The organism is Methylobacterium sp. D48H (assembly GCF_053345715.1).
Genome location: NZ_JBKFAP010000009.1, coordinates 13,046 through 38,836, shown reverse-complemented (window position 1 = coordinate 38,836; position 25,791 = coordinate 13,046). Strand labels below are relative to the sequence as shown.

Genomic DNA, 25,791 nt, shown 5'->3' with positions numbered 1-25,791 from the left:
CACAGAAATCTTGAAGGCCCCGCCGCGGGTTCCTGTCGATCCGGAGACAGAGACCGCTATCTTGGCAGCCGAGCGGCCGCTACAGAGCCGGCGCGGAACGCGCGATCCCCGCGGACGGGATCCGAGCAGGAGGAGTAGGCCGATGGCAATTTCAGCGGCGATCGGGACGCCCCTCGAGACCTGCCTGGCGCAGGCCGTGGACGCCAATCCGGCGCTGAAGGACGCCGCCGCGGTGGTCGCGGCCGTGGCGCGGTCGGCGGTGGAGATCAGCGAGCGGATCGGGCGCGGCGCGCTCGGTGGCGACCTCGCGGCGGCCGGCGATCACAACAGCGACGGCGACGTCCAGAAGGCCCTCGACGTCATCGCTCACGAGAGCGTGACCGCGGCGCTGCGGGGCGCGCCGGTCGCCGAGGTCGCCTCCGAGGAGGCCGAGGAGGTGATGCGTCTGAACCCGGACGCCCCGCTCGCCGTCGCCATCGACCCCCTCGACGGCTCCTCCAACATCGGCGTGAACATGGCCGTCGGCATGATCTTCGGCATCCGGCCGTCGATCAAGGATCCGGCGAACCCGCTGGCCTCGTTCACCACCCCCGGCTCGACGCAGATCGCCGCGGGCTTCGTCACCTACGGCCCGGCCACGGCGCTGATCCTGACACTGGGCGAGGGCACCCAGTCCTACGTGCTCGACCGCGCCGAGGGCCGGTTCAAGCTGACGAGCCCGGCGATGTCGGTGCCGGCCTCCACCAAGGAATTCGCCATCAACGCCTCCAACGCCCGGCACTGGGACGCGCCGGTGAAGGCCTATATCGAGGATTGCCAGCGCGGCACCGAGGGGCCGCGCGACAAGGACTACAACATGCGCTGGCTCGCCTCGCTGGTGGCCGACATCCAGCGCGTGCTGACCCGCGGCGGCGTGTTCCTCTACCCGGGTGACGCCCGGAAGAACTACGCCCGCGGCCGCCTGCGGCTGCTCTACGAGGTCGCGCCCGTGGCCATGCTGGTCGAGCAGGCCGGCGGCGCGGCGACCGACGGCCAGACGCGGATCCTCGACCTCGTGGCCACCGGGATCCACGAGCGGGCGCCGCTGGTCTGCGGCTCGACCGAGGAAGTGGCGTGCGTCGCCACCTACTATGCCGGCGGCAAGCCCGATGCCGGCCGCTCGCCGCTCTTCGGCCAGCGCGGCCTGATGCGGTCATAGCCGCACCGTGAAGTCGTAAAGGCATGTCGGCGCGGCACCCCATCATATCGGTGACCGGCTCCTCCGGGGCCGGGACCACCTCGGTGCGCAACACCTTCGAGCAGATCTTCCGCCGCGAGGACGTGCGGGCGGTCTTCATCGAGGGTGACGGCTTCCACGCCTTCGACCGCGACACGATGCGGGCGATGATGGCGAACGAGCCGACGCTGTCCCACTTCGCGCCGCGGGCCAACCTCCTGCCCGAGCTGGAGGCGGTGTTCCGCAGCTACGCCGAGTCCGGGACGGGCCGGACCCGTCACTACGCCCACGACCAGCACGACGCGCAGGCCTACGGCATCCCGGAGGGCAGCTTCTCGGACTGGGAGACGTTCCCGCCCGATTCCGACCTCCTGTTCTACGAGGGCCTGCACGGCTGCGTGGCCGACCAGGACGTCGACATCGCCCGCTACGCCGACCTGAAGATCGGCGTCGTGCCCGTGATCAACCTCGAATGGATCCAGAAGCTGCACCGGGACCGCTCGTTCCGCGGCTACTCCACCGAGGCGGTGACCGACGTGATCCTGCGGCGCATGCCCGACTACGTGCAGACCATCTGCCCGCAATTCTCGTTCACCGACATCAACTTCCAGCGGGTGCCGACGGTCGACACGTCGAACCCGTTCATCGCCCGCTGGATTCCCACCGCCGACGAATCGATGGTCGTGATCCGCTTCAAGGACCCGAAGGGGATCGACTTCTCGTATCTCGTCTCCATGATTCACGACAGTTTCATGAGCCGGGCCAACTCCATCGTGATCCCCGGCGGCAAGCTCGACCTGGCGATGCAGCTGATCCTGACGCCGATGATCATGCAACTCGTCGAGCGCCGCCGCCGGCTGGCCTGAGCTGACCCCGAAAGCCTCCCATGCTCGCACCCGTCATCGCCCCGTCGATCCTGTCCGCCGACTTCTCGAAGCTGGCCGAGGAGACCCGCGCCGTGGACGCGGCCGGGGCCGACTGGATCCATCTCGACGTGATGGACGGGCATTTCGTGCCCAACATCACCTTCGGCCCGCCGGTAGTGAAAGCGCTCCGGCCGCACACGCAGAAGTACTTCGACGTGCACCTGATGATCGCGCCGGCCGATCCGTACCTCGCGGCCTTCGCGCAGGCGGGGGCCGACGGCATCACGGTCCACGCCGAGGCCGGGCCGCACATCCACCGCTCGCTCCAGACCATCCGCGACCTCGGCAAGCGCGCCGGCGTGGCGATCAACCCGGGCACGCCGGCCGCCATGGTCGAGCCGGTGCTCGACCTCGTGGATCTCGTGCTGGTGATGACCGTCAATCCCGGCTTCGGCGGCCAGAGCTTCATCAAGGGCGCCATGGAATCGGTGGCGCGGGTGCGCGCCATGGTGGCGGGCCGGGACATCCGCATCCAGGTCGACGGCGGGATCGACCCCGAGACGGTCAAGGTCGCGAGCCGCGCCGGGGCCGACACGTTCGTGGCCGGCAACGCCGTGTTCAGCGGCGGCCCGGACGCCTACGCCGAGCGCATCGCGGCGATCCGCGAGGGCGCGGAGGGCGCCTCCGGTCGCGACCTGTCGTGCTGAGGGCGCTGATCTTCGACGTCGACGGGACCCTCGCCGAGACCGAGGACCTGCACCGGCAGGCGTTCAACCGCGCCTTCGCGGAGCTCGGCCTGCCCTGGCGGTGGGACGAGGCGCTCTACGCCGACCTGCTGGCCGTCATGGGCGGGAAGGAGCGGCTCGCCCACTACATCGACACCGAGCACCCGGCGGAAGCCGCCGCGCTCCACGCCCGCGCGCCGGAGATCCACGCCATCAAGACGCGCGCCTACGGCGACCTCGTCGCGCGGAACGGCCTGCCGCTGCGCCCCGGGATCGCCCGGCTGATCGCCGAGGCCCGGGCCGCGGGAATCCGGCTCGCGGTGGCCACCACGACGAGCCGCCCGAACGTCGACCGGCTCCTCGCCGCCAATTTCCCGCCGGACGCAGCGCCCTTCGACGTGATCGCGGCCGGCGACGAGGCGAGCCGCAAGAAGCCCGCCCCCGACGTGTTCCTGCTGGCGCTCGCCGGCCTGGAGATCCCGGCCTCCGAGGCGGTGGCCTTCGAGGATTCGGCCGCCGGCATCAGCTCGGCCCGGGCCGCCGGGCTGCCGGTCCTGGCGACCCGGAGCCGCTACACCGAGAGCCACCGGCTCGACGGCGCCTTCTCGGCCGTCTCGGATCTCGGCGAGCCGGACCGGCCGCACCGGCACCTCGCGGGCGTCGAATGGCCGGGCGGGGTCGTGGATCTGGCCTCCCTGATCCGGTGGCACGAATCCCAGGACGGTCAGAGCACGCCGGTCCAGGCGATGGGCACGAGCCGGTAGCCCGGTCCGTCCCGTTCCACGTGGCCGAGCGACGGGAAGGGGAAGTGGTAGCCGACCACGAGGGCCCTCTCGGACGCGGCCGTGTCGTAGAAGCGGTGGCGCGTCGCCTGCGCCTGATCGGCGTCGTGATCGTACATCACGTGCCAGTCCGGGTGCTGCAGGAAGAGGGCCGGGATGTTGGTCACGTCGGACTGGATCAGCAGACGGTCCGCGCCCGAGGCGACCGCGAAGGCCGTGTGGCCCGGCGTGTGGCCGGGGGCGGCGAGGGCGGTGATCCCGGGCACGATCTCCTCGTCCCACGCGAAGGTGCCGATCCGGTCCTTCAGGTCGCCGAGCACCCGGCGGGTGTTGGCGAAGTAGCCCTGCGTGACCGGGTCGGCGGCGCGGGCCATGTTGGCGTCGCTCATCCAGAACGCCCAGTCGGGTGCGGCGGCCCGGATCTCGGCGTTCGCGAAGGCGAGGGACCCGTCCGCCCGCTTGAGGCCGTTCGTGTGGTCGGGATGGAGGTGCGAGAGCAGGACGAGGTCGATGTCCTCGGGCCTGATCCCGGCCGCCGCGAGGTTCGCCGCGAGGCGGCCGACGGGCGCGCCCGGCACCGGGCCGTTGCCGGTATCGATCAGGACGAGCTTCGCGCCCGTGTTGATCAGCGTCGGGTTGAACGGCACCGTCACCTGGCCGGGGGGCATGTAGGCCGCCCGCGCGGCGCCGAGCGCCTCGTCCCGGGGAACGTTGCGCACGAAGCGGTCCGGCATCGGGAAGCTGCGCGCCCCGTCGTTGAGGATCGTGACCTCGCAGCTGCCGATACGTGTCCGGTAGAAGCCCGGCGCCTGCGCTCCGCCGAAGGGTGCGGTGGCGCGGGCGCGGCCGCCGAGACCCAGGACGGCCCCTCCGGCGAGCGCGGCCCGCACCAGATCGCGACGGTTCGTGCCCGGCATCGGATCCTCCTTGAAACCCGCGTTGGCCCGTGTCCTAGCGTCGGCCCGGCCGGCGATCGGCGCGGGCGTCCGCCCGCCCGTGCGCCTCGGTGGCGAACAGCATCGTCCCGGCCACGAGGCCGAGCGCGGCCGCGATCCCGAACTTGAGCCAGCGCGGGTCGGCCGCCGCGACGTCGCTGGTCGCGCGGGCATCGAAGCGGCCGTGGGCGCCGGGATCGGTGTCCACCGGGTCGTAGAGGTTGTCGGGTCGGTTCTTCTGCGCCTGCACGCCGGTCATCTCCCCGCGATAGCCGTGCCGGGCGAGGTAGCCGTCGATCCAGCCCGGGATCAGCATGTTTCCGATGATCGCCTTCCAGGCCGAGGCCCCGATCCACATTTCCCGGGGCGCGTCGTGCGCCGCGCGGAAGACGTGCCGGGCGATGGCCTCCGGCTGGTAGATCGGCGGCACCGGCTCGAGCTTGCGTGGCAGCCGCGAGCGCGCCCAGTCGAATTGCGGCGTGTTCACGGCCGGAAGCTGTACCATCGTCAGGCGGACTCGGCTGCGGTCGTGGAGCAACTCGCTGCGCAGGGAATCGACGAAGCCCCGCACGGCGGCCTTGGCGGCGCAGTAGCTCGCCTGGAGCGGGATCGACCGGTAGGCGAGCGCCGAGCCGACATGCACGATCGTGCCACGGTCGCGCGGGACCATGTGGCGGAGGGCCGCCAGCGTGCCGTGCACCTGCCCCAGATAGGTCACCGCGGTGGCGCGGTGGAACTCGTCCGGGCTCGTCTCCTGAACGGGCGCGTAGACCGTCACCATCGCGTTGTTGACCCAGACGTCGATGCCGCCGAACGCCTCGGCCAGCGCGTCGGCGGCCTGGGCGACGGCCTCCGCGTCGGCGACGTCGGCCGCAAAGGCCAGGGCCCGGCCGCCGGCCCGCTCGACATCGCGGATCGTGCCCCTCAGCCCCGCCGGGCCGCGCGCGATCAGCCCCACGTTCCAGCCGTGCCGAGCGAATTCGTGGGCGACAGCCCGGCCGACGCCGGCGCTCGCGCCCGTGACCATGACCGTGCTGCGTCCGTTCCGGCTCGACATCGAGTTCCCAGCTGCGCGTGAAGTCCAGCGCCAACGCCCGAGACGGCGACTTTTTCCGCGGTCACGGGATTGCGAAGCCCGCGGGGCCGTGTCGGCCCGTGTCGCGCCGACCGGCAGCGGCCGCGTTGCTTCGTCCGAAGGCGGCGGCCTATATACGGCGCGACCTCACAGCCGCGACGGCGGGGTCCCGCACGCCCGCCCGCGCCAACGAACAAAAGTCCGAACCGTCATGGCAGGCCATTCGCAGTTCAAGAACATCATGCACCGGAAGGGCCGGGTGGACGCGGTCCGCTCGAAGGTGTTCGGCAAGCTCGCCCGCGAGATCACGGTGGCGGCCAAGCTCGGCACGCCCGACCCGGCGATGAACCCGCGCCTGCGCGCCGCGATCCTGGCGGCCCGCGCCGAGAACATGCCCAAGGACAATATCGAGCGCGCCATCAAGAAGGCCGCCGGCGCCGACGGCGAGAACTACGAGGACATCCGCTACGAGGGCTACGGGCCCGGCGGCGCCGCGCTGATCGTCGAGGCACAGACCGACAACCGCAACCGCACCGCCTCGGACGTGCGCTCGGCCTTCACCAAGTCCGGCGGCAGCCTCGCCGAGACCGGGGCCGTCGCCTTCATGTTCGACCGCGTCGGCGTGATCGCCTACCCAGCCTCCGTGGCCGACGCCGACACGATGCTGGAGGCGGCGATCGAGGCCGGCGCCGACGACGTCAGCTCCGGCGAGGACGGACACGAGGTCATCTGCGCCCAGGATTCCTACGGCGAGGTCACCAAGGCCCTCGAGGCGCGCTTCGGCGAGCCCGCGCGCACGGGCCTGATCTGGAAGGCGCAGAACACCATCAATGTCGACGACGAGACCGGCGAGAAGCTCATCCGCCTCGTCGAGGTGATCGAGGATCAGGACGACGTCCAGAACGTCTACGTGAACTTCGCCCTGTCGGACGCGCTGGTGGCCAAGCTGCAGGCGTGAGGGGTACGGCCGGCGAGCCGGGAACGGACAGTTCCGGTCGCAGCCATGCCGGGCGCCCGCTCGCGCTCCGGATCCCGCTCGGCAATCCCGGACTGGCGAAGTCGGGAGGCGGCGTGTTCGCCCTCCGGAGTTCCGGGCTCGCCCGTCAGGCGCCCGCGGCCGCGAGTTCGGCCCCGAAGCGGTCCTGCGCGTAGCGCTCCACCGAGAAGGTGTCGTCGGGCAGCTGCACCATGAAGCGCTCGGCCACCTCGGTCAGCACGATGTCGGGCCGGACGCGCTCGATATACGGCCAGTCCAGCGAGGTGCTCCAGACGAAGTGCACCTCGCGGAACGTCTCGGCCAGCATGATCGTCAGCATGTACGGCATGACGTGCGAGAAGGAATCGCCGAACAAGACCAGCCGGCGCGGGTCGGTGGCCTCGGTGTTCCCGTAGATCACGTGCGCGCCGACATGCAGCGTGTGCAGCAGGCCGGCCTTCTCCCGGGCCTCGACGATCGGGCTGCCGTAGGTCCGGACCGCGTCCTGCTGCATCAGGACGGTGCGCGAGCGCGCCCGCCGGGGTGGATCGAAGGCGCTCCCCAGATCGCCGTCGTGGTCGGTCTCGAAGGACGGCCGGTCCCGCAGGTCCTGCCGCGGCTCGGCGCCCAGCGCCCGGCAGATCTCCGCGTAGGCGAGATAGCAGCCGTCGGCGGACCAGTGGGTGTCGGTCCGGCAGTAGAGGTCGGCCGCGTCGCGCTGCGTCCGCATCGGCTTCACCAGATCGATGCAGGTCTGCCGCCAGCGCTTCCGCCGGCGCCAGGCCGCGTACAGCCCGACCGGACCCGGGAAGCGGCCCGCCGGGGGCTCGCTGTGGAGGAGGCGGTAGGCCGGCGACGCGCCCGGCCGGATGGTGAGCCCGTCGAGCCGGTGATCGTAGATCATCAGCTTCTCCGGAGCGACGACGTGGCGGTACAGGATCCCCTGGGCGCGCAGGCGCCGCTCCCGCGTCGTCACGAGGCTGCGCCACTGCCAGATCAGCTCGGTCGTCTCCTCCGGCCGCTCGTACTGGCCGAGCACGTCGTTCGTGCCCGTCTTCAGGAACAGCCAGCCGTCCTGGCCGACATGGATGTGATCGGGCGTGCTCGAAGCCATGACGCACTCGTGAGGCGGGTCGCCCGTTTCGGCGGCCGCCGATGTCGAATTCGGCCGCAAGGCGCGGGATGCCGGAGCGGCGGACCGGCAGAGTGCCGCACGCGTCATCCACCACCCGGCAGGCCCCGTCATGCCCCTCCTCAAGGCCCGCGCCAAGCCGCATAGTACGGCTGCCATGAGCCCCGTTCCCGCGACAGACCCCGGCGATGCCGAGCGCTGGGCCGCCCTCGCCGCCCGCGACCCGCGGGCCGACGGCACCTTCGTGTACGCGGTCCGCACCACGGGCGTGTACTGCCGCCCGAGCTGCGCCGCGCGCGCGGCGCGGCCCGAGAATGTCAGCTTCCACCGGACCTGCGCCGAGGCCGAGGCTGCCGGCTTCCGGCCGTGCCGCCGCTGCCGCCCGGACGAGCCCGCCCTCGCCGAGCGCCGGGCCGAGGCGGTCGCCCGCGCCTGCCGCCTGATCGAGACGGCGGAGACGGTTCCGTCCCTCGCCGCGCTCGCCCGCGCCGCCGGCCTGAGCGCCTACCACTTCCACCGGGTGTTCAAGGACGCCACCGGCGTGACCCCCAGAGCCTACGCGTCAGCCCACCGTGCCGCCGCCGTGGCGCGGCGGCTGCCCGGGGCCGCTTCGGTGACGGAGGCGCTGTATGAGGCCGGCTACGCTGCCGCGAGCCGGTTCTACGCGGCGGCCGCGCCTCGCCTCGGCATGGCGCCCGCCGCCTACCGGACGGGCGGCGCGGGCCTGCGCATCCGGTTCGGCATCGGCGCCTGCAGCCTCGGCGCGATCCTCGTCGCCGCCACCGAGGCGGGCGTCTGCGCGATCCTCCTCGGGGACGCGCCCGAGCCGCTCCTGCACGATCTCCAGGACCGCTTCCCCGCCGCGGAGATCGAGGGCGGCGACCCGGCCTTCGAGGGCTGGATGGCGCGGGTCATCGGGCTCGTGGAGGCGCCGGGCACCGGCCTCGACCTGCCCCTCGACATCCGCGGCACGGCGTTCCAGCAGCGGGTCTGGACGGCGCTGCGCAAGATCCCGGTGGGATCCACCGCGACCTACGCGGAGATCGCCCGGGCGATCGGCCTGCCGACGGCGACGCGCGCGGTCGCGCAGGCCTGCGGGGCGAACCCCGTCGCGGTGGCCATCCCCTGCCACCGTGTCGTCCGCTCGGACGGCGCCCTGTCGGGCTATCGCTGGGGCGTCGCGCGCAAGCGCGCGCTGCTCGACCGGGAGGCGGAGGGCTGAAGTCCCTCCGTCCCGCGCGGTCTGCTCTAGAGCCGCCTCCGAAGCGTTGCGACGGTGCGGGACGAAGGCCGATCCGGTCGAGACAGCCGCCCCACACCCCTCTCCCGCAGGGGGGACCCGCGCCTCGCCCGGCACGGGCCCGGCTACATTGTCGTCCCGACCGGGCGCGGCTCTAGCGCCGGCCGCCGCCAGGACCGCCAGGCCCGCCGAAACCGCCGCCGCCGAAACCACCGCCGCCGAAACCACCGCCGCCGAAACCACCGCCGCCGAAGCCGCCTCCGCCCGGGCCCGGGCCGGGGCCCCCGGGCGAGCCGCCGAAGCCCCCGGGGCCGCCCGGGAACGCCCCGGGGCCTGCCGGCGGCGTGCCGCCGAAGCCGCCGCGCGGCGCTCCGAATCCGCCGGTGCCCTCCGATCCGGGGACGACCGCGCCCCCCGGCCGAGTGTCGATCGCGGGTCCGCGCGGTTCGCCGATGCCGCCCAGGCCGCCCTGGCGGCCTCCGGGCTCGGCGCCGAAGCGGCCGGGCGCCTCGTCGGGGAGGTTGCGGAGGTCGAGCCGGTCGCGCTCCCGCTCGAACCGCGGGGCGTCCGGCCGCTGCGGCTCGGGCGCGATGCGGTCCTCGATCCGCAGCCGCTCCACCGTCAGGTCCCCGTCCCGCGCGATCGCCGCGGTCAGCACCGCCCGCACGCTCCCGGTGCGCGGAACCTGCGCGCCGGGGCGGCCCGCGACGGCGTAGCCCGCGCCGACGTCGAGCCTGCCGCTATCCCGGCCGATATAGGCCTCGATCGAGACCTGTTTCAGACCCGGCGGGAAGGGCAGGCCGACCTGCGCGGCGTTGGTCACGGTGAGCACGCCGTTCGCCGCACGGCCCGTCACCAGGGCGCGCCGGCCCGGCGGCAGGGCGTCGGCGCCCGCGAGGCGGAGGCCGCCGATCCCGAGGCCGCCCGCGACCCGCCGCACCGGGCCGGCGACGCGGTCGGGCCCGGTGTCCCGCGGCTCGATCAGGCTCGCCACGATCACGCCGTCGGGCCGGCGCAGCCCGCTCACCGCGACCCGCGCGCCCGGCTGCCACACGCCGCCGAGACCTGCGATGGAAACCCGCTGGCCGAGCACCACGAGCCGCCCGGGCGCGACCGACTCCACCGACCCGACCACTTCGCTGGTGACGTCGATCCGCCCCGTGGCGAGTCCGCCGCCCTCGGGCCGCGCCACCACGTGGACGACCTGACCGATCTTCAGGTCGGCGGCCTTCGCGGCCGTGCCGTCGATATGCACCTCCACCTCGGGCGGATAGGCGATGCGCAGGTCGTTGACGACGATCGAGCCGAAGCGTCGGATCGTGCCGATCACGCCGGTGCCGCCGATGCCGCGGTCGCCCTCGCCGAGGGGCCCGCTCTTCGGCGCGTCGGTCCGCATCATGCCGGTCCCGCCGATGCCCTGATCGCGCGGGGATTCCTGCGACCGGACGGTGCCGGGCAGCACGGTCGTGGCGCCCGCGAGCAGGCGCAGGACGAACCGGCGGTTGAGCGTGGCGCGCACCGGCCGGCCTCTCACCGCTCGTCCGCTCGCCGCGCCGGCGGCGCCGCTTCGGTGTAGACGTACAGGCCGAAGTTCCAGCGATGCGTGCCGCCGGGATCGGTCTGGCAGGCCGCGTGCGCTTCCCGGTTGGCCTGCTGCAGCGCCTCCATGGCGATCTCGCGGGCGCGCGCCTCGAGCCGGGTCGCGAGGTCCTCGGACAGCCCGTCGTAGTGGACCGCCCGCTCGAGGAAGCGCGGCGCGTCTCCGAAGATGTTGGCGACGGCCGCGGCGATGTGGTCGTGCAGGTTGCGGCCGAAATAGTAGAGCTGGGGCCCCTCGGCGCCGTCGCCCCTCGGTACGTAGGCGGCCTCGGCCAGCACGATCCGGTCCTGCGGATCCGTGAAGGCCAGCCCGCGATCGAGCCACTCGTCGAGGACGGCGCGCGGCCGCAGGTCCCGCGTCACGCCCGCGACCAGCGACTCGAACGAGGGTGCGCCGCCCTCGGCCGTGCGCGGAAGTTTCAGGGGCTGGCCCTGCGCGTCGGTGAAGGCCGGGTCGGCGATCCAGCGGGCGATGATCCGGCTGGTGCGGGAGACGACCGCCGGGACGGCGCTGACCGGAGCACCGGCGCCCCGCAGGCGCCGGACCTCCTTGCGGTGGATGCCGGTGAGCAGGGAGACGCGGCTGTCGGTCTGCTCCTTTCCGGCGAGGGCGAAGTCGTACTCGGCGACGTTCACGTAGAGCTCGCGCAGCAGGTCGGTGAGCGCCGGGAATGTGATGCCGCGGGCGACGAGCAGGCGCACGAGGGGGCGCAGCAGCCGCGCCAGCGGCGCGTGCAGGCTGGCGCCCTCCCGCGGTGTATCGGCAGTATCAGACATGGCCGCATCGTGACGGCTCATCCCGTGGGACACAATCCCACCGCGTGCGAAGGCGCACGCTGATCCCTCGATTTCGCGTTGACGTGGGATTTTTGCACACGTAAAACCGCTTCGTGGTCAAATTTCCCACGAAATGCGGGGCCGGCCGATGACGATTGATACGCGAACGCTCGTGGCGATGCCCCTGCCGCCGCTCACGCTTCCCACCGCCCAGGCGCGACGGGCAAGCCTGAGTGATCCCCTTCCGCGGCTCCGACGCCTCGTCTGCGTCGTCGCCGCGCTCACACTGCCCGTCCTCGGGGTCGCCGTCGCGGAAACGGTCCACCGCGCCGGTTCACCGAGGGCGCCGCAGGCCGCCGCTCCCGCCATCCCCTCAGGCGGGGCGGCGGCACCCTCGGGCGCCGTCGGGCCCCGACGCGCCGCGAGAACCCTGAGGGTCGCGGCACGCACGGGAGAGAACCGCGAGGTCCGCTCTTGATCGCCCTCTCCGGTATCGACCGCGCACGAACCGCGCCGACCTGCGGTGGAGCGGCCATTCTCGATCTCGCTCTCTGCCTGATCCTGTCCGTGACCGTCGTCGGGCTGCTCCTCCTGGCCCTCTGATCCCGCGGCTCCGCCGCGCGCCGAACGAGATTTCCATGAACGCACGAACCTCCGCAGCCCTCGCGGGCGCCGCATGCGGCTGCCTGGCCCTCGCCGCCCAGGCGGCCGACCTGCCCCGCCGCGCGCCGCCGCCGCCACTGCCGTCGCTTCCGGTCTTCACCTGGACGGGCTTCTATGCCGGCGTGAATGCGGGATACGCGTTCCCGACCGGGAGCGGCGGCTTCACCGACCCGACCTACGGCACTGTCACGGGCGGCGGGCGGTCAGGCGGCTTCGCCGGCGGCGGCCAGATCGGCTACAATTACCAATTCACGCCGGGCTCCGGCGTCGTCGTCGGCGTCGAGGCCGACATCCAGGGCGCGGCCTTCGCCAAGGCGGACGCCGCCTATCTCGGCACCACGCCGTATTACAGTGTCCGACCGAGCCTCGACTATTTCGGCACGGTCCGCGCCCGACTCGGCTACGCGTTCGACCGGGTCCTCGTCTACGGGACCGGCGGTTTCGCTTACGGCGGCGGGGCGCGCGCGACCGACGCGGGCGCCTACCCCTACACCCTGCCATCGACCGACCGGACCGGATACGCGGCCGGCGGCGGCATCGAGTACGCCTTCACCGAGAAGCTCTCCGCCAAGGTGGAGGCGCTCTACCTCCATCTCGGCCGCGGAACGAACGCCGCCACGTACTACAACGCCAGTGTTCCGGCGTTTTATGGTGCCGGCAAACAGGACTCCGGCTTTGCGGTGGTTCGGGCCGGTGTGAATTACCGATTCTGAGCAATATTCGTTGGACGATAGCTTGACGGAGCGGTCAAGCTGGGCCGCAATGCCCTGCATTCGGCTTCGCGAATCTGTCGGCCGCGCGAGCCTGTCCACGGCCGAGGGATGTCGGTGAGGCCGGATACCGCGCGGGTGCAGCCCCGCGGGACCGCGGATTCTCTCCGACAGGATCGGCCGTGAGCATGCCCAGCTCGACCTCCCTCACGACAATGCTGCTCGCCGTCGCGCTCGCAGCCTGCACCGTCCCGGCGCGGGCGCAGGAGATCGTGCCACCCGGGCCCGACGGGCGCGGCGCCATCCTGATCTACGGGAATTTCTGCGGCCCCGGCAGCCGCGGTCCCGGCTACAAGCCGATCGACGCGCTGGATCTCGCCTGCGCGCACCACGACGCGTGCTCGCCCGAGCCGGCCGCGGGAACGCTGCCGACCTGCGCCTGCAACGGCCGCCTCCGCGTCGAGGCGGGGCTCGTCGCCCGCGATCCGGCCGCGCCGGCCCAGACCCGCCAGACCGCGCAGTTCATCTCGGATTTCGCCGCGGCGCTGCCCTGCCAGTAGGGCGCGCCGCGGGACCGCTCAGGCGGCGTCGGCCGGGTTGGCGGCTGCCTTCGGGCCGCCCTTGGCGACGCCCACCAGGGCCGGGCGCAGCACGCGCTCGCCGATGACGTAGCCCGCCTGCACGACCTGCACGACAGTGCCGGCCGGAACCTCCGCGTTCGGCACCTCGAACATCGCCTGATGGCGGTTCGGGTCGAATTTCTGGCCCTGCGGCTCGACGATCTTCACGCCGTGGCGCTCGAGGGTCTTGCCGAGGTCGCGCTCGGTGAGCTCGATCCCGTCGATCAGCCCCTTCAGGGCGCCGTCGGCCGTGGCCTTCGCGTCGGCCGGGACGCTGTCGAGGGCGCGGCGGATGTTGTCGGCGACGTTGAGCACGTCCCGGGCGAAGTTGGTCACCGCGTAGGCGCGCGCGTCGGCGACCTCGCGCTCCGTCCGGCGGCGCAGGTTCTCCATCTCGGCGAGGGTGCGCAGCGTCCGGTCCTTGAGCTCGTCGCGCTCGGCGGTCAGCAGGGCCAGGGCCTCCGCGACCGGATCGACGGTGGCCGACTCGCTGCCCTGACCCGCGGGCGCGGGATCCTGGGCCGCGCCGGCACCGGCTTCGACCGTGGTCTGGCGCTGGTCATCCTGGGGCATGTCGTTGCTCGTCATCACGTTTCAGTCGTGGGCAGGAATCGGTGAGGGATGGTGGAATCGGCGCTGATATCTGGCCACGGGGCCGCGAAATCAACCCGTACGCTCACGCCTCGCGCGGCGGCGGCGCCGCCACCAGCGCCTCCAGACCCTCGGCCTTGAGCGTCGCGACGTCGTGGGCGAACACGTCCATCACGGCGGCCCGGATCGCGGCCTGCCGGTCGGGCTGCGTCACCCGCGTGCCGGTGAGGTCGGTGACGTAGAAGACGTCCACGGCGCGCTCGCCGAAGGTCGCCACATGCGCCGACGTGATGTTGAGCGACAGCCGGCTGAAGGCCGTGGTGAGCTCGTAGAGCAGGCCCGGCCGGTCGAGGCCGGTGATCTCCACCACGGTCTCCCGGCTCGACAGGGCGTTGTCGATGATGACGTCCGGCGGCACCGGGAAGGTCTTGGCACGGGTGCTGGTCGGCGGGTGCTTGTCGGCCACGAGGTCGGCGATCTTGATCTCGCCCTTCAGCGCCCGCTCGATCGCCGCGGTGATGCGCTTGGTCCGACGCAGCTCGTCGTCGTCCCGCTCGAAGGCGCGCGAGATGAAGATCGTGTCGAGGGCGAACCCGTCCGTGGTGGTGAAGATCTGCGCGTCGACGATGTTGCTGCCGGCCGCCGCGCAGGCGCCGGTGACGATGGCGAGCAGGCGGGGATGGTCCGGCGAGTAGACCGTGATCTCGGTCACGCCCCGGACGGGATCGAGGGCGACGTCGGTCGCGCTGGTCCGCCCGTCGCGCACGACGTCGCGCAGGAAGATCGCGTTCTTGAGCTGGCGCGTGCCGTCGACCTTGAGCCAGTAGGCCTGGCTGTGGCGGGCCGCGTAGGCGTCGAACTCCTCCGAGCCCCAGCCGGGCAGCTGTTCCCGCAGGCCCATCTGCACGAGGCGCACCCGGTCGGTGCGGGCGATCTCGGAATGGCCGCCCGAGAGGTAGACCTCGGTCTCGTCGTACAGGGTGCGGACCAGGGTGCCCTTCCAGGCGGTCCAGACGCCGGGGCCGACGGCGGTGATGTCGGCCACCGTCAGGATGGTCAGGAGCTTCAGCCGCTCCAGGCTCTGCACGCTCGCGGCGAAGCGCTCGATCGTCTTGGCATCCGAGAGGTCGCGGCTCTGCGCGGTCATCGACATCAGCAGGTGGTGCTCTACGAGCCAGCGCACCGTCTCGGTCTCGGCCTGGTTCAGGCCGAAGCGCGGGCAGAGCTTCTCGGCGATGGCGGCGCCGGCGATCGAGTGGTCCTCCGGGCGGCCCTTGGCGATGTCGTGCAGCAGGATCGCGACGTAGAGCGCGGTGCGGTTGTGGATCGAGTGCACGAGGCGCGAGACCAGCGGGTAGGTCTCCTGGGCCCGGCCCGATTCGATGTCCGCCAGCACGCCGACCGTGCGCAGCAGGTGCTCGTCCACCGTGAAGTGGTGGTACATGTTGAACTGCATCATCGCGACGATGCGGCCGAAATCCGGGATGAAGCGGCCGAGCACGCCCGCCTCGTTCATCTCGCGCAGCGCCTCCTCCGGCGCGTTCCGCGAGGTCAGGATCTCGACGAACAGCCGGTTCGCCTCGGGGTCCACGCGCAGCGACGGGTTGACGAGGCGCAGGGACCGGTTGGCCAGCCGCTTGGCGTCCGGATGGATCGCGAGGTTGTGCCGGTCGGCGAGCCAGAACAGCCGGATGAGGTTGACCGGGTCGCGCTCGAAGGCGTCCTCCGCGCGCAGGTTCACCCGGCCGTGGTCGATCCAGAAATCCTCCGCCTCCATGGCGGTCGCCCGGAACCGGTCGCGGAACCGGCCGATCCAGCGGTCGAGAACCGGCGTGCGCTTGGCGTGGCGCGCCTCCAGCTCGGCGCAGACGATGGCGGTGAGATCGCCCACATCCTTGGCGATGCGGAAATAGGCCTTCATGAAGCGCTCGACGCCGGAGAGGCCGCCCCGGGCCTCGTAGCCGAAGCGCTCGGCGATGCGCGGCTGCAGACCGAAGGACAGGCGCTCCTCGGCGCGCTTCGTGGCGAAGTGCATGTGGCAGCGCACCCGCCACAGGAACTCCTCGCAGCGCTCGAACAGCGCGTACTCTTCCGGGGTGAACAGGCCGGCGCTGACGAGCTCGATCTGGTCGCGGACCCGGTAGGTGTACTTGGCGATCCAGAACAGCGTGTTGAGGTCGCGCAGGCCGCCCTTGCCGTCCTTGACGTTGGGCTCGACGAGGTAGCGCGAGGTGCCGGCCTTGGAGACGCGCAGGTCGCGCTCGCGCAGCTTCGCCTCGACGAACTCGGCGGCGGACCCGACCACCAGCTCGGCGTCGAAGCGCGTCACGAGCTCCTCGTAGAGCACCCGGGTGCCGAACAGGTACCGCGCCTCCAAGAGGGCCGTCCGGATCGTCATGTCGGCCCGCGCCTCGCGCAGGCACTCCTCGACCGAGCGGGTGGCGTGGCCGACCTTCAGTTTCAGGTCCCACAGGACGTAGAGCATTCCCTCGACGACGCTCTCGGACCACGCGGTCTGCTTGTAGGGCAGCAGGAACAGCAGATCGATGTCCGATCCCGGCGCCATCGTGCCCCGGCCGTAGCCGCCGGTGGCGACCACCGCGAGCTGCTCGCCGGTCGACGGGTTGTCGTTGGGATAGAGCCGCCAGACCACGGCGTCGTGGATCGCCCGGACCACCGCGTCGGTGAGATTCGACAGGGTCTGCGCGCACAGCAGCCCGTTGCGGTCCTCGAGGAGCTGCGCCTCGGCGGCCCGGTGGCCCTCCTCGATCACCCGGCGCAGCTGCGGCACCAGCGCGGCCCGGAGCTTCGTGGGCTCGCGGGCCTCGCGGTCGAGGTTCTCGAGAACCGTATCGAGGGCGGCGACGGGATCGAACATGGTTCCCGTTAGCATGATATCCCTAAGCCGCCAGCCATGCGGCGCCCGCCGCTACTCCGCGGCCGGCAGATCGAGGGCGAGCAGCCGGGCCGTGCGGTTGCGGGTCGCCGCCCGCGGCTCGGTCTCGCTCGTCTGCCGCCGCGCGTCGGCGATGGCCGCGTGGACGCCGTCGACCGCCAGGATCAGCGCGCTGACCGTGCGCGCGTCGATGCTGCGCTCGCGGGCGTAGCAGACCACGTCCGCCACCAGTCCGTCGGTCTCGATCGCGATCGCGTCGAGTTCGGCGGCGCTGGTCGCCGCGCGCACCTCGCGCATGATGTCGAGGAGCCGGTCGAGGACGAAATCGACCCGCTCCCGGCGCTTGCGGGCGAGGCGCTGGCCGAGCCACGCGAAGCCGGAGCCGATCGTGCCGCCGAAGAAGGCGAACAGGTAGATGTAATCCTCGTAGCGGTCGAGGAAGGTCTGCTGCTCGCGCTCGAAATAGTCGACGGCGCCAGGGTGGTTCGGCAGGCGCGCCGAGGTCGCCGCCACCGTCGTGTCGAAGTCCGGCGCCTTCATCAGCTTGGCCACCGGCGCGGTCGAGGCGAGCCGCGAGCGCCACTCGAACAGGTGCTGCGTCGCAGAGGCGACCGCGACGCGGCTGACCGTGCCGCGGGCCATCAGGCGATAGGAGGCGCCGACGGTCTTGACCTCCTCGTCGGGCCGCTTCGGGCGGCCGCCGAAGGTGCCGGCCGGGATCGTCACCGCCTGCAGCTCGGGGAAGCGCTGCAGGATCGCGTCGCCGTCCGGGATCGAGACGAAGCCGATCTTGCGGTCCGGCGCGCCCAGTTCGACGGCGCGGACGACCGCGGCCGCCGGCTTGGAGGCCGGGCTCGCGATCACCGCCACCGCGTCGACCCGCTTCTCGGTGAGTGCGGCCGTGACGTCGCCGACCTTCAGTGGCACCACGACCACGTGGCCGGGCTCCGCCTCGGCGGCGTGGCCGGCCTCCGGCGCGTCCTCGCCCACGATGTCCGGCACGAGGTCGTAGAAGGAGAGCAGGTTCGTGAGGAACGACAGGTCGGCGCTGTGGCGGACCACGATGCCGAGCCGCTTGCGCGCCAGGGCCGGCACGTCGTCGAGATCGGCCGCCTCCGGCGCCGCGATGACCAGCGCCTCGTCGTGCAGGATCGCCAGGGTCAGCCCGTTCTCGGGCAGGAAAACGTCCGGCCGCACCACCGCGAGGTCGGCCTTGTTGCGCTGGAGTGCCAGGGCGCTGTCGCGCACGTCGCCGTAGCGCACCACCTTGAGACGGACGTCCTCCCGGGCCCGGTCGAGGGCGCCGGCATAGGCCTCGATCAGCGCGGCCTCGGGCCCGTCCTGGGGGCCGACCGCCACCGTCAGGGTGTTCGGGCGCGACAGGTAGACGATCGCGGCCGCGGCCGCGGCGAGCCCCAGGGCCACGAGGACCAGGAGCCACTCGCGCCGCATCAGTACGGCCGCCGCGCCGTGCAGCCGCAGGCGCCATCGGCCCTGCGGAGTGCCGGGCGAAGAACGGTGGTTCGGGCCATGGCCGAGCCTGTCGCGTTGCGCGCGTTCCATACCCGAGTCATGGAACGCAAACCTGTCGAGATCGTGAAGAACCGGTGAAATCTCCATTCGTTGCAGGATCCGCGCCAGAAGGTCGCGACCGCGAGATCAAGCCGCCCGGCCCCGTGAGCCCGGCCTGGCTGGAGCGTGCGGCGCTCCACTATCTAGAGCGCTACAGCGCCTCGACCGAGATGCTGCGCCGGACGCTCGCGCGCCGCGTCCAGAAGCGCGCGCGGGCCCGGGGCGAGGATCCCGAACGCTTCGCCGACCTCGTGACGGCGACCGTCGCGCGGGCGGTGTCGGCCGGCCTCGTGGACGACGCGCGCTTCGCCGATACCCGCCTCGCCACCCTGCGGCGTCGCGGCACCTCGACCCGCGGCGTCTCGGCCAAGCTCGCCGCCAAGGGAGTCCCGCGCGACGTCGTGGAGGCCGCCATGCTGGCGGAGCGCGAAGCCCTGCCGGATGGGGAGGCGGACGCGATCGAGGAGCAGGCCGCCCAGGCCTACGCTAGGCGGCGACGCCTGGGACCGTATCGCCGCCCGGACCAGCGGGCGACGCACCGCGACCGCGACCTCGCCGCCCTGGCCCGGGCCGGCTTCGCCTACGGCCTCGCCCGCCGTGTGGTCGACCGGGAGCCCGACGAATCCGGCGAGCCCGACGCGCCGGCGTGACGGGTGCGGCATCGCGGCCCGGGGTGAACGCCGCGCCGGCCTTGCACCTTCGGCCGCGTTGTTCATTGTCTGTTCGATGGACGAGACCCTGGCCAAGAAGCTGCGCATCCTCGCGGACGCCGCCAAGTACGACGCCTCCTGCGCCTCCTCGGCCGCGCCGAAGCGGGCGGCCGGCAAGGACGGGCTCGGGTCGACCACCGGCGCCGGGATCTGCCACGCCTACACGCCAGACGGGCGGTGCGTCTCGCTCCTCAAGATCCTGCTGACGAACTGGTGCCTGTTCGACTGCGCCTACTGCGTGAACCGGCGCTCCTCGAACGTGCGGCGGGCGAAGTTCACCGTGGAGGAGGTCGTGAACCTCACCCTGAACTTCTACCGGCGCAACTACATCGAGGGGCTGTTCCTCTCCTCCGGCATCATCAAGTCGCCCGACCACACGATGGAGCTGCTGACCGGCGTGGCGAAGTCGCTCCGGCGCGACCACGGTTTCGCCGGCTACATCCATCTCAAGTCGATCCCGGAGGCGAGCCCCTGGCTGATCGAGGAGGCCGGCCTCTACGCCGACAGGCTCTCGATCAACGTCGAGCTGCCGACCGAGGCGAGCCTGGAGCGGCTCGCGCCCGAGAAGGACGGCGCCGCGATCCAGGGGGCGATGGCGCAGATCGGCGAGCGCATCGTGCAGGCCAAGGCCGAGAAGCGCCGCTTCTCGCCGGCTGGCCACTCGACGCAGGTGATCGTCGGGGCGGACACCACCACCGACGAGGCCCTGATCCGCAAGAGCGCGCTCCTTTACGGCAGCGTCGGCCTGAAGCGGGTCTACTACTCCGCCTACAGTCCGATCCCGGACGGCTCCGCGATCCTGCCTCCGAAGCCACCGCCGCTCCAGCGCGAGCACCGGCTGTACCAGGCCGACTGGCTGCTCCGGTACTACGAATTCACCCCCGACGAGGTGGCCGACGCGTCGGAGGGCGGTATGCTCGCCCTCGACATCGACCCGAAGCTCGCCTGGGCGCTGAAGCACCGGGACAAGTTCCCGGTGGACGTGAACCGCGCCGACCGGGAATGGCTGCTGCGGGTTCCGGGGCTCGGGGCGCGGGCGGTCGACAAGATCGTCAGGGCGCGCCGCCACGCGACCTTGCGCCTTGACGACGTCGCCCGGCTGACCTCCGGCCTGAAGCGGGCGCGGCCGTTCCTCGTCGCCGCCGACCATCGGCCGGTCGGGCTCACCGACCGGCTCGACCTGCGGACGCGGCTGGTCGAGCCCGCGGCGCAGCTGAGCCTTTTCTGATGGGGGCGGGGCCCGCGCCGTTTCCGTCTGCCTCCGTGGAGAGGGGGGATGCGCGGTCGCCGCGCGCCGTCGCGCTGCGCCCCGGCGCCGATCTCGACGGTTTCCGCAAAGCCGCCCGGAGCCTCGTCGCGCAGGGCGTCCCGCCCGAGGCCGTGACGTGGTCGGTGACGGACGCGCCCGGCCTGTTCGGCAGCGACGCCCAGCCGGCGACCGGCACGCCGCTCGTCCTGCCGAAGGCCGTCGCCGGCCTGATCCCGCAGGTCATTCCCCACCGCGATCCGGAGCGCTACGGCCTGCTCTACGCGCTGATCTGGCGGGTCTGCCGCGGCGAGCGGCACCTGATGGAGGTCGGCAGCGACCCGCTGGTCCACCGCCTGCACCGGATGGCGAAGGCGATCGGGCGCGACCTCCACAAGATGCACGCCTTCCTGCGCTTCCGCCGGGCGGAGGGACCGGACGGCGAGCGCTACGTCGCGTGGTTCGAGCCGGACCACCACATCCTCGAGGCGGCGGCACCGTTCTTCGTCGACCGCTTCCGCGGGATGCGCTGGTCGATCCTGACGCCCGAGGGCTCGGCCCTCTGGGACACCGAGACCCTGACTTTCGGGCCGCCCGGCGACCGTGCCCAACTTCCGGAGGGCGACGGCTTCGAGGCCGGCTGGCAGACCTATTACGAGAGCACGTTCAACCCGGCCCGCACTAACCTGAAGGCGATGCGGGCGGAGATGCCCAAGAAGTACTGGCACAACATGCCCGAGACGGCCGCGATCCCGGCCCTGGTCCGGGCGGCGGCCGGGCGCACCGAAGCCATGATCGAGAGGGAGCCGACCTTGCCCACACGCCGCGAACCCGCCCGGGCCGTCGCCGCCATGGCCGACCAGGATCCCAAGAGCCTCGACGAGCTGAACGCGATCATCCGCCGGACCGAGCCGCTGGTGCCGGGGGCCACCCAGGCCGTGCTCGGCGAGGGGTCGGTCGGGGCGACGGTGGCCTTCGTGGGCGAGCAGCCCGGCGACCAGGAAGACCGGCAGGGCCGGCCCTTCGTCGGGCCCGCCGGCCAGCTGCTCTCCCGCGCCATGGCGGAGGCCGGGATCGACCGGGGGGCGAGCTACCTGACGAACGCGGTCAAGCACTTCAAGTTCGAGGAGCGCGGCAAGCGCCGCATCCACCAGAAGCCGACAGCCGGCGAGGTCAGCCACTACCGGTGGTGGCTCGACCGGGAGCTCGAATTCGTCGGTCCGAAGCTCGTCGTGGCGCTCGGCGCGACCGCCGTGCTGGCGCTGACCGGCAAGGCGATCCCGATCACCCGGGCGCGCGGCCCGTTCCGCTTCGACCGGCACGACAACCGATTCCAGGGCTTCATCACGGTCCACCCGTCCTACCTGCTCCGGCTGCCGGACGAGGCGAAGGCGGAGGCCTACGCGGCCTTCGTGGACGACCTGCGCCGGGTGGAGGCGCTCGGGCGCGAGCTGGCGGCCTGATCCTCCTCTGCCGCGCTTCTGCTATGCTGGCGGCTGCCGATTCCCTCCGGTCCCGCCGCCATGGACAAGCTCGCCGCCCTCGACATCCTGCGCGCCAACGAGGCGGAACTGCGCCGCCGCGGCGTGCTGCACGCGGCCTTGTTCGGTTCGGTTGCCCGGGGCGACGCGCAGGCCGACAGCGATCTCGACGTGATGATCGAGATCGACCGGGAGCGCGTGCGCGACCTTTTCACCTATGCCGGCCTGTGCCGCTTCATCGACGAACTGTTCCCGGTTCCGGTCGACGTGGCCGACCGGGAAAGCCTGAAGCCGCGCGTCCGTCAGCGGGCCGAGCACGATGCGGTTTCCGCCTTCTGAACGGGCGCTCGCCGCCTGCGAGGACATCATCGACAACGCCGATGCCGCTCAGCGCTTCGTCGCCGGCATGTCGTTCGAGGCCTTCGTGGCGGACCTGCGGACCAACTACGCGGTCGTCCGCTGCCTGGAGATCGTCTCGGAGGCGAGCCGACGGCTGACCGACGCGATGCGCGAGCGCCATCCGGATGTGCCGTGGCGCGACATCGCCTCCATCGGAAACGTCTTTCGTCACGGCTACCATGGCGTCAAGCTGGACATCGTCTGGCGGACCGTCCACGAGCGCTTGCCCGTTCTCGTCGCGGCCTGCCGCGCCGAAATCGCGCGCGCGCCCGACTCCTGATCGCCCCGAGCCGCCTGAGCCCATGACCGACTCGAAGCCCGACTCGAGCCCCGAGACCAAGCCCGTCGGACCCGGCGATCAGGTGATCCTGGTCGACGGCTCGTCCTTCATCTTCCGGGCCTATTTCCAGTCGATCAACCAGGACCAGAAGTACAATTCGCGCCCCTCCGACGGGCTGCCCACCGGCGCCGTGCGGCTGTTCTGCACCAAGATCGCGCAGTTCCTGCAGGACGGCGCCGCCGGCACCATGCCGAGCCATCTCGGGATCGTCTTCGACAAGTCGGAGGGCTCGTTCCGCAAGGAGATGTTCCCCGACTACAAGGGCCACCGCCCGGACGCGCCCGACGACCTGAAGCGCCAGATGCCGCTGATGCGCGACGCGGTGCGCGCCTTCGGCCTGCACGCGGTGGAGCTGGAGCGCTACGAGGCCGACGATCTCATCGCCACCTACACCCGCCAGGCCGAGGCGCGGGGCGCGGGCGTCATCATCGTCTCGTCCGACAAAGACCTGATGCAGCTCGTCGGGCCGCAGGTGCGGTTCTACGATTTCGAGTCGGGCGCCAAGGGCAAGCCCGGCTACCGGCCCGAGCGCAACCTCGACGTCGAGGCGATCGTCGCCAAGTGGGAGGGCCTGCAGCCGAACCAGATCGGCGACGCGCTGGCGCTCATCGGCGACACCTCCGACAACGTGCCGGGCGTGCCCGGCATCGGCCTGAAGACGGCCGCGGCGCTGATCAAGGAGTTCGGCAGCCTCGAGGCCCTGCTGGAGCGGGCGGGCGAGATCAAGCAGCCCAAGCGGCGGGAGACGCTGCTCGCCAACGTCGATCAGGCCAAGCTGTCGCGCAGGCTCGTGGCGCTGATGGAGGACGTACCGGTCCCGGTGCCGCTGGACGACCTCGGCGTGCCTCAGCCCAATCCCGAGAAGCTGGTCGGCTTCCTGAAGGCGATGGAGTTCAACACGCTGACGCGCCGCATCGCCCAGATGCTGCACGTCGATCCCGAGGCGGTGAAGCCCGATCCGCGGCTCCTGCCGGGCGCCCGGCCGCACGGCTACGGCAACGCCGCCGGCGGCAGCGACGCGGTGCCGTTCTTCGGCGATTCCGTGCCGCCGGATCCCGAGACCGCGGCCGCCGGGGCCGAGCGACCGCCGGGCGCCGCCCCGCCGGAGGGCGGCGAGATCGATCCCTTCGCCGATCTCGACCTGCCGGACGCGCCCGCCAAGCCCCGGGCGCCCGTCGAGGCGACGCCCGGCAACGTGGTGGCGGCACGGGCCGCGGAATCCGTGGCGCCGTTCGACACCGCCGCCTACGAGACGGTCTCGTCGCTGGAGCAGCTCGACGCCTGGATCGCCGAGGCCGAGGAGGCCGGCGTGATCGCGGTCGATACCGAGACCGACTCGCTCGATGCCCACAGGGCCGGCCTCGTCGGCGTCTCGCTGGCCGTCGCCACCGGCCGGGCCTGCTACATCCCGCTCGCCCACGTCCAGGCCGCCAAGGTGCAGGCGGACGCCACCGACCTGTTCGGCGAGGGCGCCGCGCCCTCCGACGTGGTCGAGCCGGTGCCGGGCCAGATCCCCCTGAAGGAGGCCGTCGCCCGGCTGAAGCCGCTCCTCGAGCACCCCGGCGTCCTGAAGGTCGGCCAGAACCTCAAGTACGACTGGGTGGTGCTCGCCCGCTACGGCATCGAGGTCGCGCCGTTCGACGACACGATGCTGATCTCGTACGTGCTCGACGCCGGCAAGGGCGGCCACGGCATGGACGAGCTGGCCCGCCGGCATCTCGGCCACCAGCCGATCACCTTCTCGGACGTGGCCGGCACCGGCCGCAACAAGGTGACGTTCGACCGCGTCGCCATCGACAAGGCCACTGCCTACGCGGCCGAGGACGCCGACGTGACCCTGCGCCTGTGGCGGATGATGAAGCCGCGCCTCGTGGCCGAGCACCGGGTCGCCGTCTACGAGACCCTGGAGCGGCCCCTGCTGCCGGTGATCGCCCGGATGGAGCAGCGCGGCATCCGCGTCGACCGGGAGATGCTGAGCCGCCTGTCCGGAGATTTCTCGCAGATCCTCGTCCGCCTGGAGGAGGAGATCCAGGAAGATGCCGGCGAGAAATTCTCCGTCGGCTCGCCGAAGCAGATCGGCGACATCCTGTTCGGGAAGATGGGTCTGCCGGGGGCCAAGAAGACGCCGTCGGGCCAGTGGGCCACGCCCGCGACCCTGCTGGAGGAGCTGGCCCAGGCGGGCCACGAGCTGCCCAAGAAGATCCTGGAATGGCGGCAGCTCTCGAAGCTGAAATCCACCTACACGGACGCGCTCCAGGCCCATGCCGACCGCGAGACGGCGCGGGTCCACACCTCGTTCTCGCTGGCGGCGACCACCACGGGGCGGCTGTCCTCCTCCGAGCCGAACCTGCAGAACATCCCGATCCGCACCGAGGAGGGTCGCCGGATCCGCCGCGCCTTCGTGGCCGCGCCCGGGAACCGGCTGATCTCGGCCGACTACTCGCAGATCGAGCTGCGGCTGCTGGCCCACATGGCCGACATCCCGGAGCTCCGGAAGGCGTTCGAGGACGGGATCGACATCCACGCGGCGACCGCCTCGGCGATGTTCGGCGTGCCGCTCAATGCGATGACCCCCGATCTGCGGCGCCGGGCGAAGACCATCAACTTCGGCATCATCTACGGCATCTCGGCCTTCGGCCTCGCCGACCGGCTCGGCATCGGCCGCGAGGAGGCCTCGGCGTTCATCAAGCAGTATTTCGAGCAGTTCCCGGGCATCCGGGACTACATCGAGACCACCAAGAAGAGCTGCCGCGACAAGGGCTACGTCACGACCCTGTTCGGCCGGGTGTGCCACTACCCGCAGATCCGCTCCAACAACCCCTCCGAGCGCGCCAGCGTCGAGCGGCAGGCGATCAACGCGCCGATCCAGGGCTCGGCCGCCGACATCATCCGGCGGGCCATGACGCGGATGGAGGCGGCCCTCGCCGCGAAGAAGCTCAGGGCGCGCATGCTGCTGCAGGTGCACGACGAGCTGGTGTTCGAGGCGGCCGAGGACGAGGTGGAGCGGACGATCCCGATCATCCGCGGCGTCATGGAGGAGGCGCCGGCGCCGGCCCTGACCCTGAAGGTGCCGCTGGTGGTCGAGGCCAACGCGGCGGGCAACTGGCAGGAGGCGCATTGACGGGTCGGACCGAGGCTCAGCCGGCCGTCTTCGCGAGCGGAGCGAGGCGATCCCGTCGGCGCCGCGCTTTCCGACGTCCCGTAGCCCTGGGTCGCTTCGCTCCGCTCGCGAGGACGGCG

Annotated in this window: 23 protein-coding genes; 15 read left to right on the top strand and 8 right to left on the bottom strand. The window is 72.0% G+C overall.

Going from position 1 to position 25,791, the window contains the following annotated elements; all coding sequences use genetic code 11:
- Positions 1-142: 142 nt before the first annotated feature.
- From ACLBX8_RS16605 to ACLBX8_RS16590, 4 genes are read left to right on the top strand one after another with little or no spacing between them, the layout of a single operon-like run.
- A complete protein-coding gene (locus tag ACLBX8_RS16605; protein WP_091679427.1) occupies positions 143-1,198 on the top strand; it encodes a class 1 fructose-bisphosphatase in 1,056 nt (351 codons plus the stop codon).
- 23 nt (positions 1,199-1,221) lie between these two features.
- On the top strand, positions 1,222-2,082 hold the full coding sequence (locus ACLBX8_RS16600) for a phosphoribulokinase (protein WP_012320495.1): 861 nt from the start codon (positions 1,222-1,224) through the stop codon (positions 2,080-2,082).
- Between the two features lie 20 nt (positions 2,083-2,102).
- A complete protein-coding gene (rpe, locus tag ACLBX8_RS16595; RefSeq protein ID WP_020092550.1) occupies positions 2,103-2,789 on the top strand; it encodes a ribulose-phosphate 3-epimerase in 687 nt (228 codons plus the stop codon).
- Entirely contained in the window at positions 2,783-3,571 is a 789-nt protein-coding gene (locus ACLBX8_RS16590; RefSeq protein WP_447699408.1) for an HAD-IA family hydrolase, read from the top strand. The genes rpe and ACLBX8_RS16590 overlap by 7 nt, the downstream gene beginning before the upstream one ends.
- Here the strand turns inward: ACLBX8_RS16590 and ACLBX8_RS16585 are convergent.
- Together ACLBX8_RS16585 and ACLBX8_RS16580 are read right to left on the bottom strand one after the other, a co-directional pair.
- On the bottom strand, positions 3,532-4,506 hold the full coding sequence (locus ACLBX8_RS16585; RefSeq protein WP_447715525.1) for an MBL fold metallo-hydrolase: 975 nt from the start codon (positions 4,504-4,506) through the stop codon (positions 3,532-3,534). The genes ACLBX8_RS16590 and ACLBX8_RS16585 overlap by 40 nt on opposite strands.
- 34 nt (positions 4,507-4,540) lie before the next feature.
- Positions 4,541-5,581 carry an SDR family oxidoreductase gene (locus ACLBX8_RS16580; protein WP_447699406.1) on the bottom strand — a complete coding sequence of 347 codons (1,041 nt, stop codon included), beginning with the start codon at positions 5,579-5,581 and terminating at the stop codon, positions 4,541-4,543.
- A 229-nt stretch (positions 5,582-5,810) separates the two neighbouring features.
- Between ACLBX8_RS16580 and ACLBX8_RS16575 the strand changes: the two genes are divergently transcribed.
- The gene (locus tag ACLBX8_RS16575) at positions 5,811-6,557 is read left to right on the top strand and encodes a YebC/PmpR family DNA-binding transcriptional regulator (RefSeq protein ID WP_056526849.1); all 747 of its coding nucleotides are present in this window, start codon (positions 5,811-5,813) and stop codon (positions 6,555-6,557) included.
- Positions 6,558-6,702: 145 nt separating this feature from the next.
- On the opposite strand, the gene ACLBX8_RS16570 is transcribed toward ACLBX8_RS16575, so the two are convergent.
- Positions 6,703-7,689, bottom strand: a complete 987-nt coding sequence (locus ACLBX8_RS16570) for an alginate O-acetyltransferase AlgX-related protein (protein ID WP_447715524.1) — start codon at positions 7,687-7,689, stop codon at positions 6,703-6,705.
- A gap of 175 nt (positions 7,690-7,864) precedes the next feature.
- On the opposite strand from ACLBX8_RS16570, the gene ada reads away from it, so the two are divergent.
- Positions 7,865-8,929, top strand: a complete 1,065-nt coding sequence (gene ada / locus ACLBX8_RS16565; RefSeq protein WP_447715569.1) for a bifunctional DNA-binding transcriptional regulator/O6-methylguanine-DNA methyltransferase Ada — start codon at positions 7,865-7,867, stop codon at positions 8,927-8,929.
- Positions 8,930-9,101: 172 nt separating this feature from the next.
- Here ada and ACLBX8_RS16560 read toward each other — a convergent pair whose 3' ends face one another.
- Together ACLBX8_RS16560 and ACLBX8_RS16555 are read right to left on the bottom strand one after the other, a co-directional pair.
- Entirely contained in the window at positions 9,102-10,466 is a 1,365-nt protein-coding gene (locus ACLBX8_RS16560; protein WP_447715523.1) for a DUF5666 domain-containing protein, read from the bottom strand.
- An 11-nt stretch (positions 10,467-10,477) separates the two neighbouring features.
- Positions 10,478-11,323: a DUF6502 family protein gene (locus ACLBX8_RS16555; protein WP_091679406.1), complete on the bottom strand. Its 846-nt coding sequence runs from the start codon at positions 11,321-11,323 to the stop codon at positions 10,478-10,480.
- Between the two features lie 474 nt (positions 11,324-11,797).
- Here ACLBX8_RS16555 and ACLBX8_RS16550 point away from each other — a divergent pair, with 474 nt between their 5' ends.
- The 3 genes from ACLBX8_RS16550 (at position 11,798) to ACLBX8_RS16540 (ending at position 13,256) form a co-directional block, all read left to right on the top strand.
- Positions 11,798-11,926 carry a hypothetical protein gene (locus tag ACLBX8_RS16550; RefSeq protein WP_020092541.1) on the top strand — a complete coding sequence of 43 codons (129 nt, stop codon included), beginning with the start codon at positions 11,798-11,800 and terminating at the stop codon, positions 11,924-11,926.
- A 35-nt stretch (positions 11,927-11,961) separates the two neighbouring features.
- Complete coding sequence (locus ACLBX8_RS16545; RefSeq protein ID WP_447699402.1) at positions 11,962-12,699, top strand: outer membrane protein; 738 nt, start codon at positions 11,962-11,964, stop codon at positions 12,697-12,699.
- 185 nt (positions 12,700-12,884) lie between these two features.
- Positions 12,885-13,256: a hypothetical protein gene (locus ACLBX8_RS16540; protein WP_447715568.1), complete on the top strand. Its 372-nt coding sequence runs from the start codon at positions 12,885-12,887 to the stop codon at positions 13,254-13,256.
- Positions 13,257-13,274: 18 nt separating this feature from the next.
- On the opposite strand, the gene grpE is transcribed toward ACLBX8_RS16540, so the two are convergent.
- The 3 genes from grpE to ACLBX8_RS16525 form a co-directional block, all read right to left on the bottom strand.
- A complete protein-coding gene (gene grpE / locus ACLBX8_RS16535; RefSeq protein WP_026604829.1) occupies positions 13,275-13,889 on the bottom strand; it encodes a nucleotide exchange factor GrpE in 615 nt (204 codons plus the stop codon).
- 103 nt (positions 13,890-13,992) lie between these two features.
- A complete protein-coding gene (locus ACLBX8_RS16530) occupies positions 13,993-16,785 on the bottom strand; it encodes a [protein-PII] uridylyltransferase (RefSeq protein WP_020092537.1) in 2,793 nt (930 codons plus the stop codon).
- Positions 16,786-16,836: 51 nt separating this feature from the next.
- Positions 16,837-18,255: a TAXI family TRAP transporter solute-binding subunit gene (locus tag ACLBX8_RS16525; RefSeq protein WP_091679401.1), complete on the bottom strand. Its 1,419-nt coding sequence runs from the start codon at positions 18,253-18,255 to the stop codon at positions 16,837-16,839.
- A 224-nt stretch (positions 18,256-18,479) separates the two neighbouring features.
- Here ACLBX8_RS16525 and ACLBX8_RS16520 point away from each other — a divergent pair, with 224 nt between their 5' ends.
- The 6 genes from ACLBX8_RS16520 to polA all read left to right on the top strand — a co-directional run bounded on the left by ACLBX8_RS16520 (position 18,480) and on the right by polA (position 25,672).
- Positions 18,480-19,025, top strand: coding sequence for a regulatory protein RecX (locus tag ACLBX8_RS16520; RefSeq protein ID WP_447715522.1), 546 nt, complete (start codon positions 18,480-18,482; stop codon positions 19,023-19,025).
- Between the two features lie 76 nt (positions 19,026-19,101).
- Positions 19,102-20,313, top strand: a complete 1,212-nt coding sequence (locus tag ACLBX8_RS16515) for a putative DNA modification/repair radical SAM protein (protein WP_447699400.1) — start codon at positions 19,102-19,104, stop codon at positions 20,311-20,313.
- Positions 20,313-21,794, top strand: a complete 1,482-nt coding sequence (locus tag ACLBX8_RS16510) for a UdgX family uracil-DNA binding protein (RefSeq protein ID WP_447699399.1) — start codon at positions 20,313-20,315, stop codon at positions 21,792-21,794. The genes ACLBX8_RS16515 and ACLBX8_RS16510 overlap by 1 nt, the downstream gene beginning before the upstream one ends.
- A gap of 60 nt (positions 21,795-21,854) precedes the next feature.
- Entirely contained in the window at positions 21,855-22,151 is a 297-nt protein-coding gene (locus tag ACLBX8_RS16505) for a nucleotidyltransferase family protein (RefSeq protein WP_100251448.1), read from the top strand.
- Complete coding sequence (locus ACLBX8_RS16500) at positions 22,132-22,491, top strand: HepT-like ribonuclease domain-containing protein (protein ID WP_427508707.1); 360 nt, start codon at positions 22,132-22,134, stop codon at positions 22,489-22,491. Before ACLBX8_RS16505 ends, ACLBX8_RS16500 begins: the two co-directional genes overlap by 20 nt.
- Before the next feature lie 22 nt (positions 22,492-22,513).
- Positions 22,514-25,672, top strand: a complete 3,159-nt coding sequence (gene polA / locus ACLBX8_RS16495) for a DNA polymerase I (protein WP_447699398.1) — start codon at positions 22,514-22,516, stop codon at positions 25,670-25,672.
- The last annotated feature ends 119 nt before the right edge of the window (positions 25,673-25,791 follow it).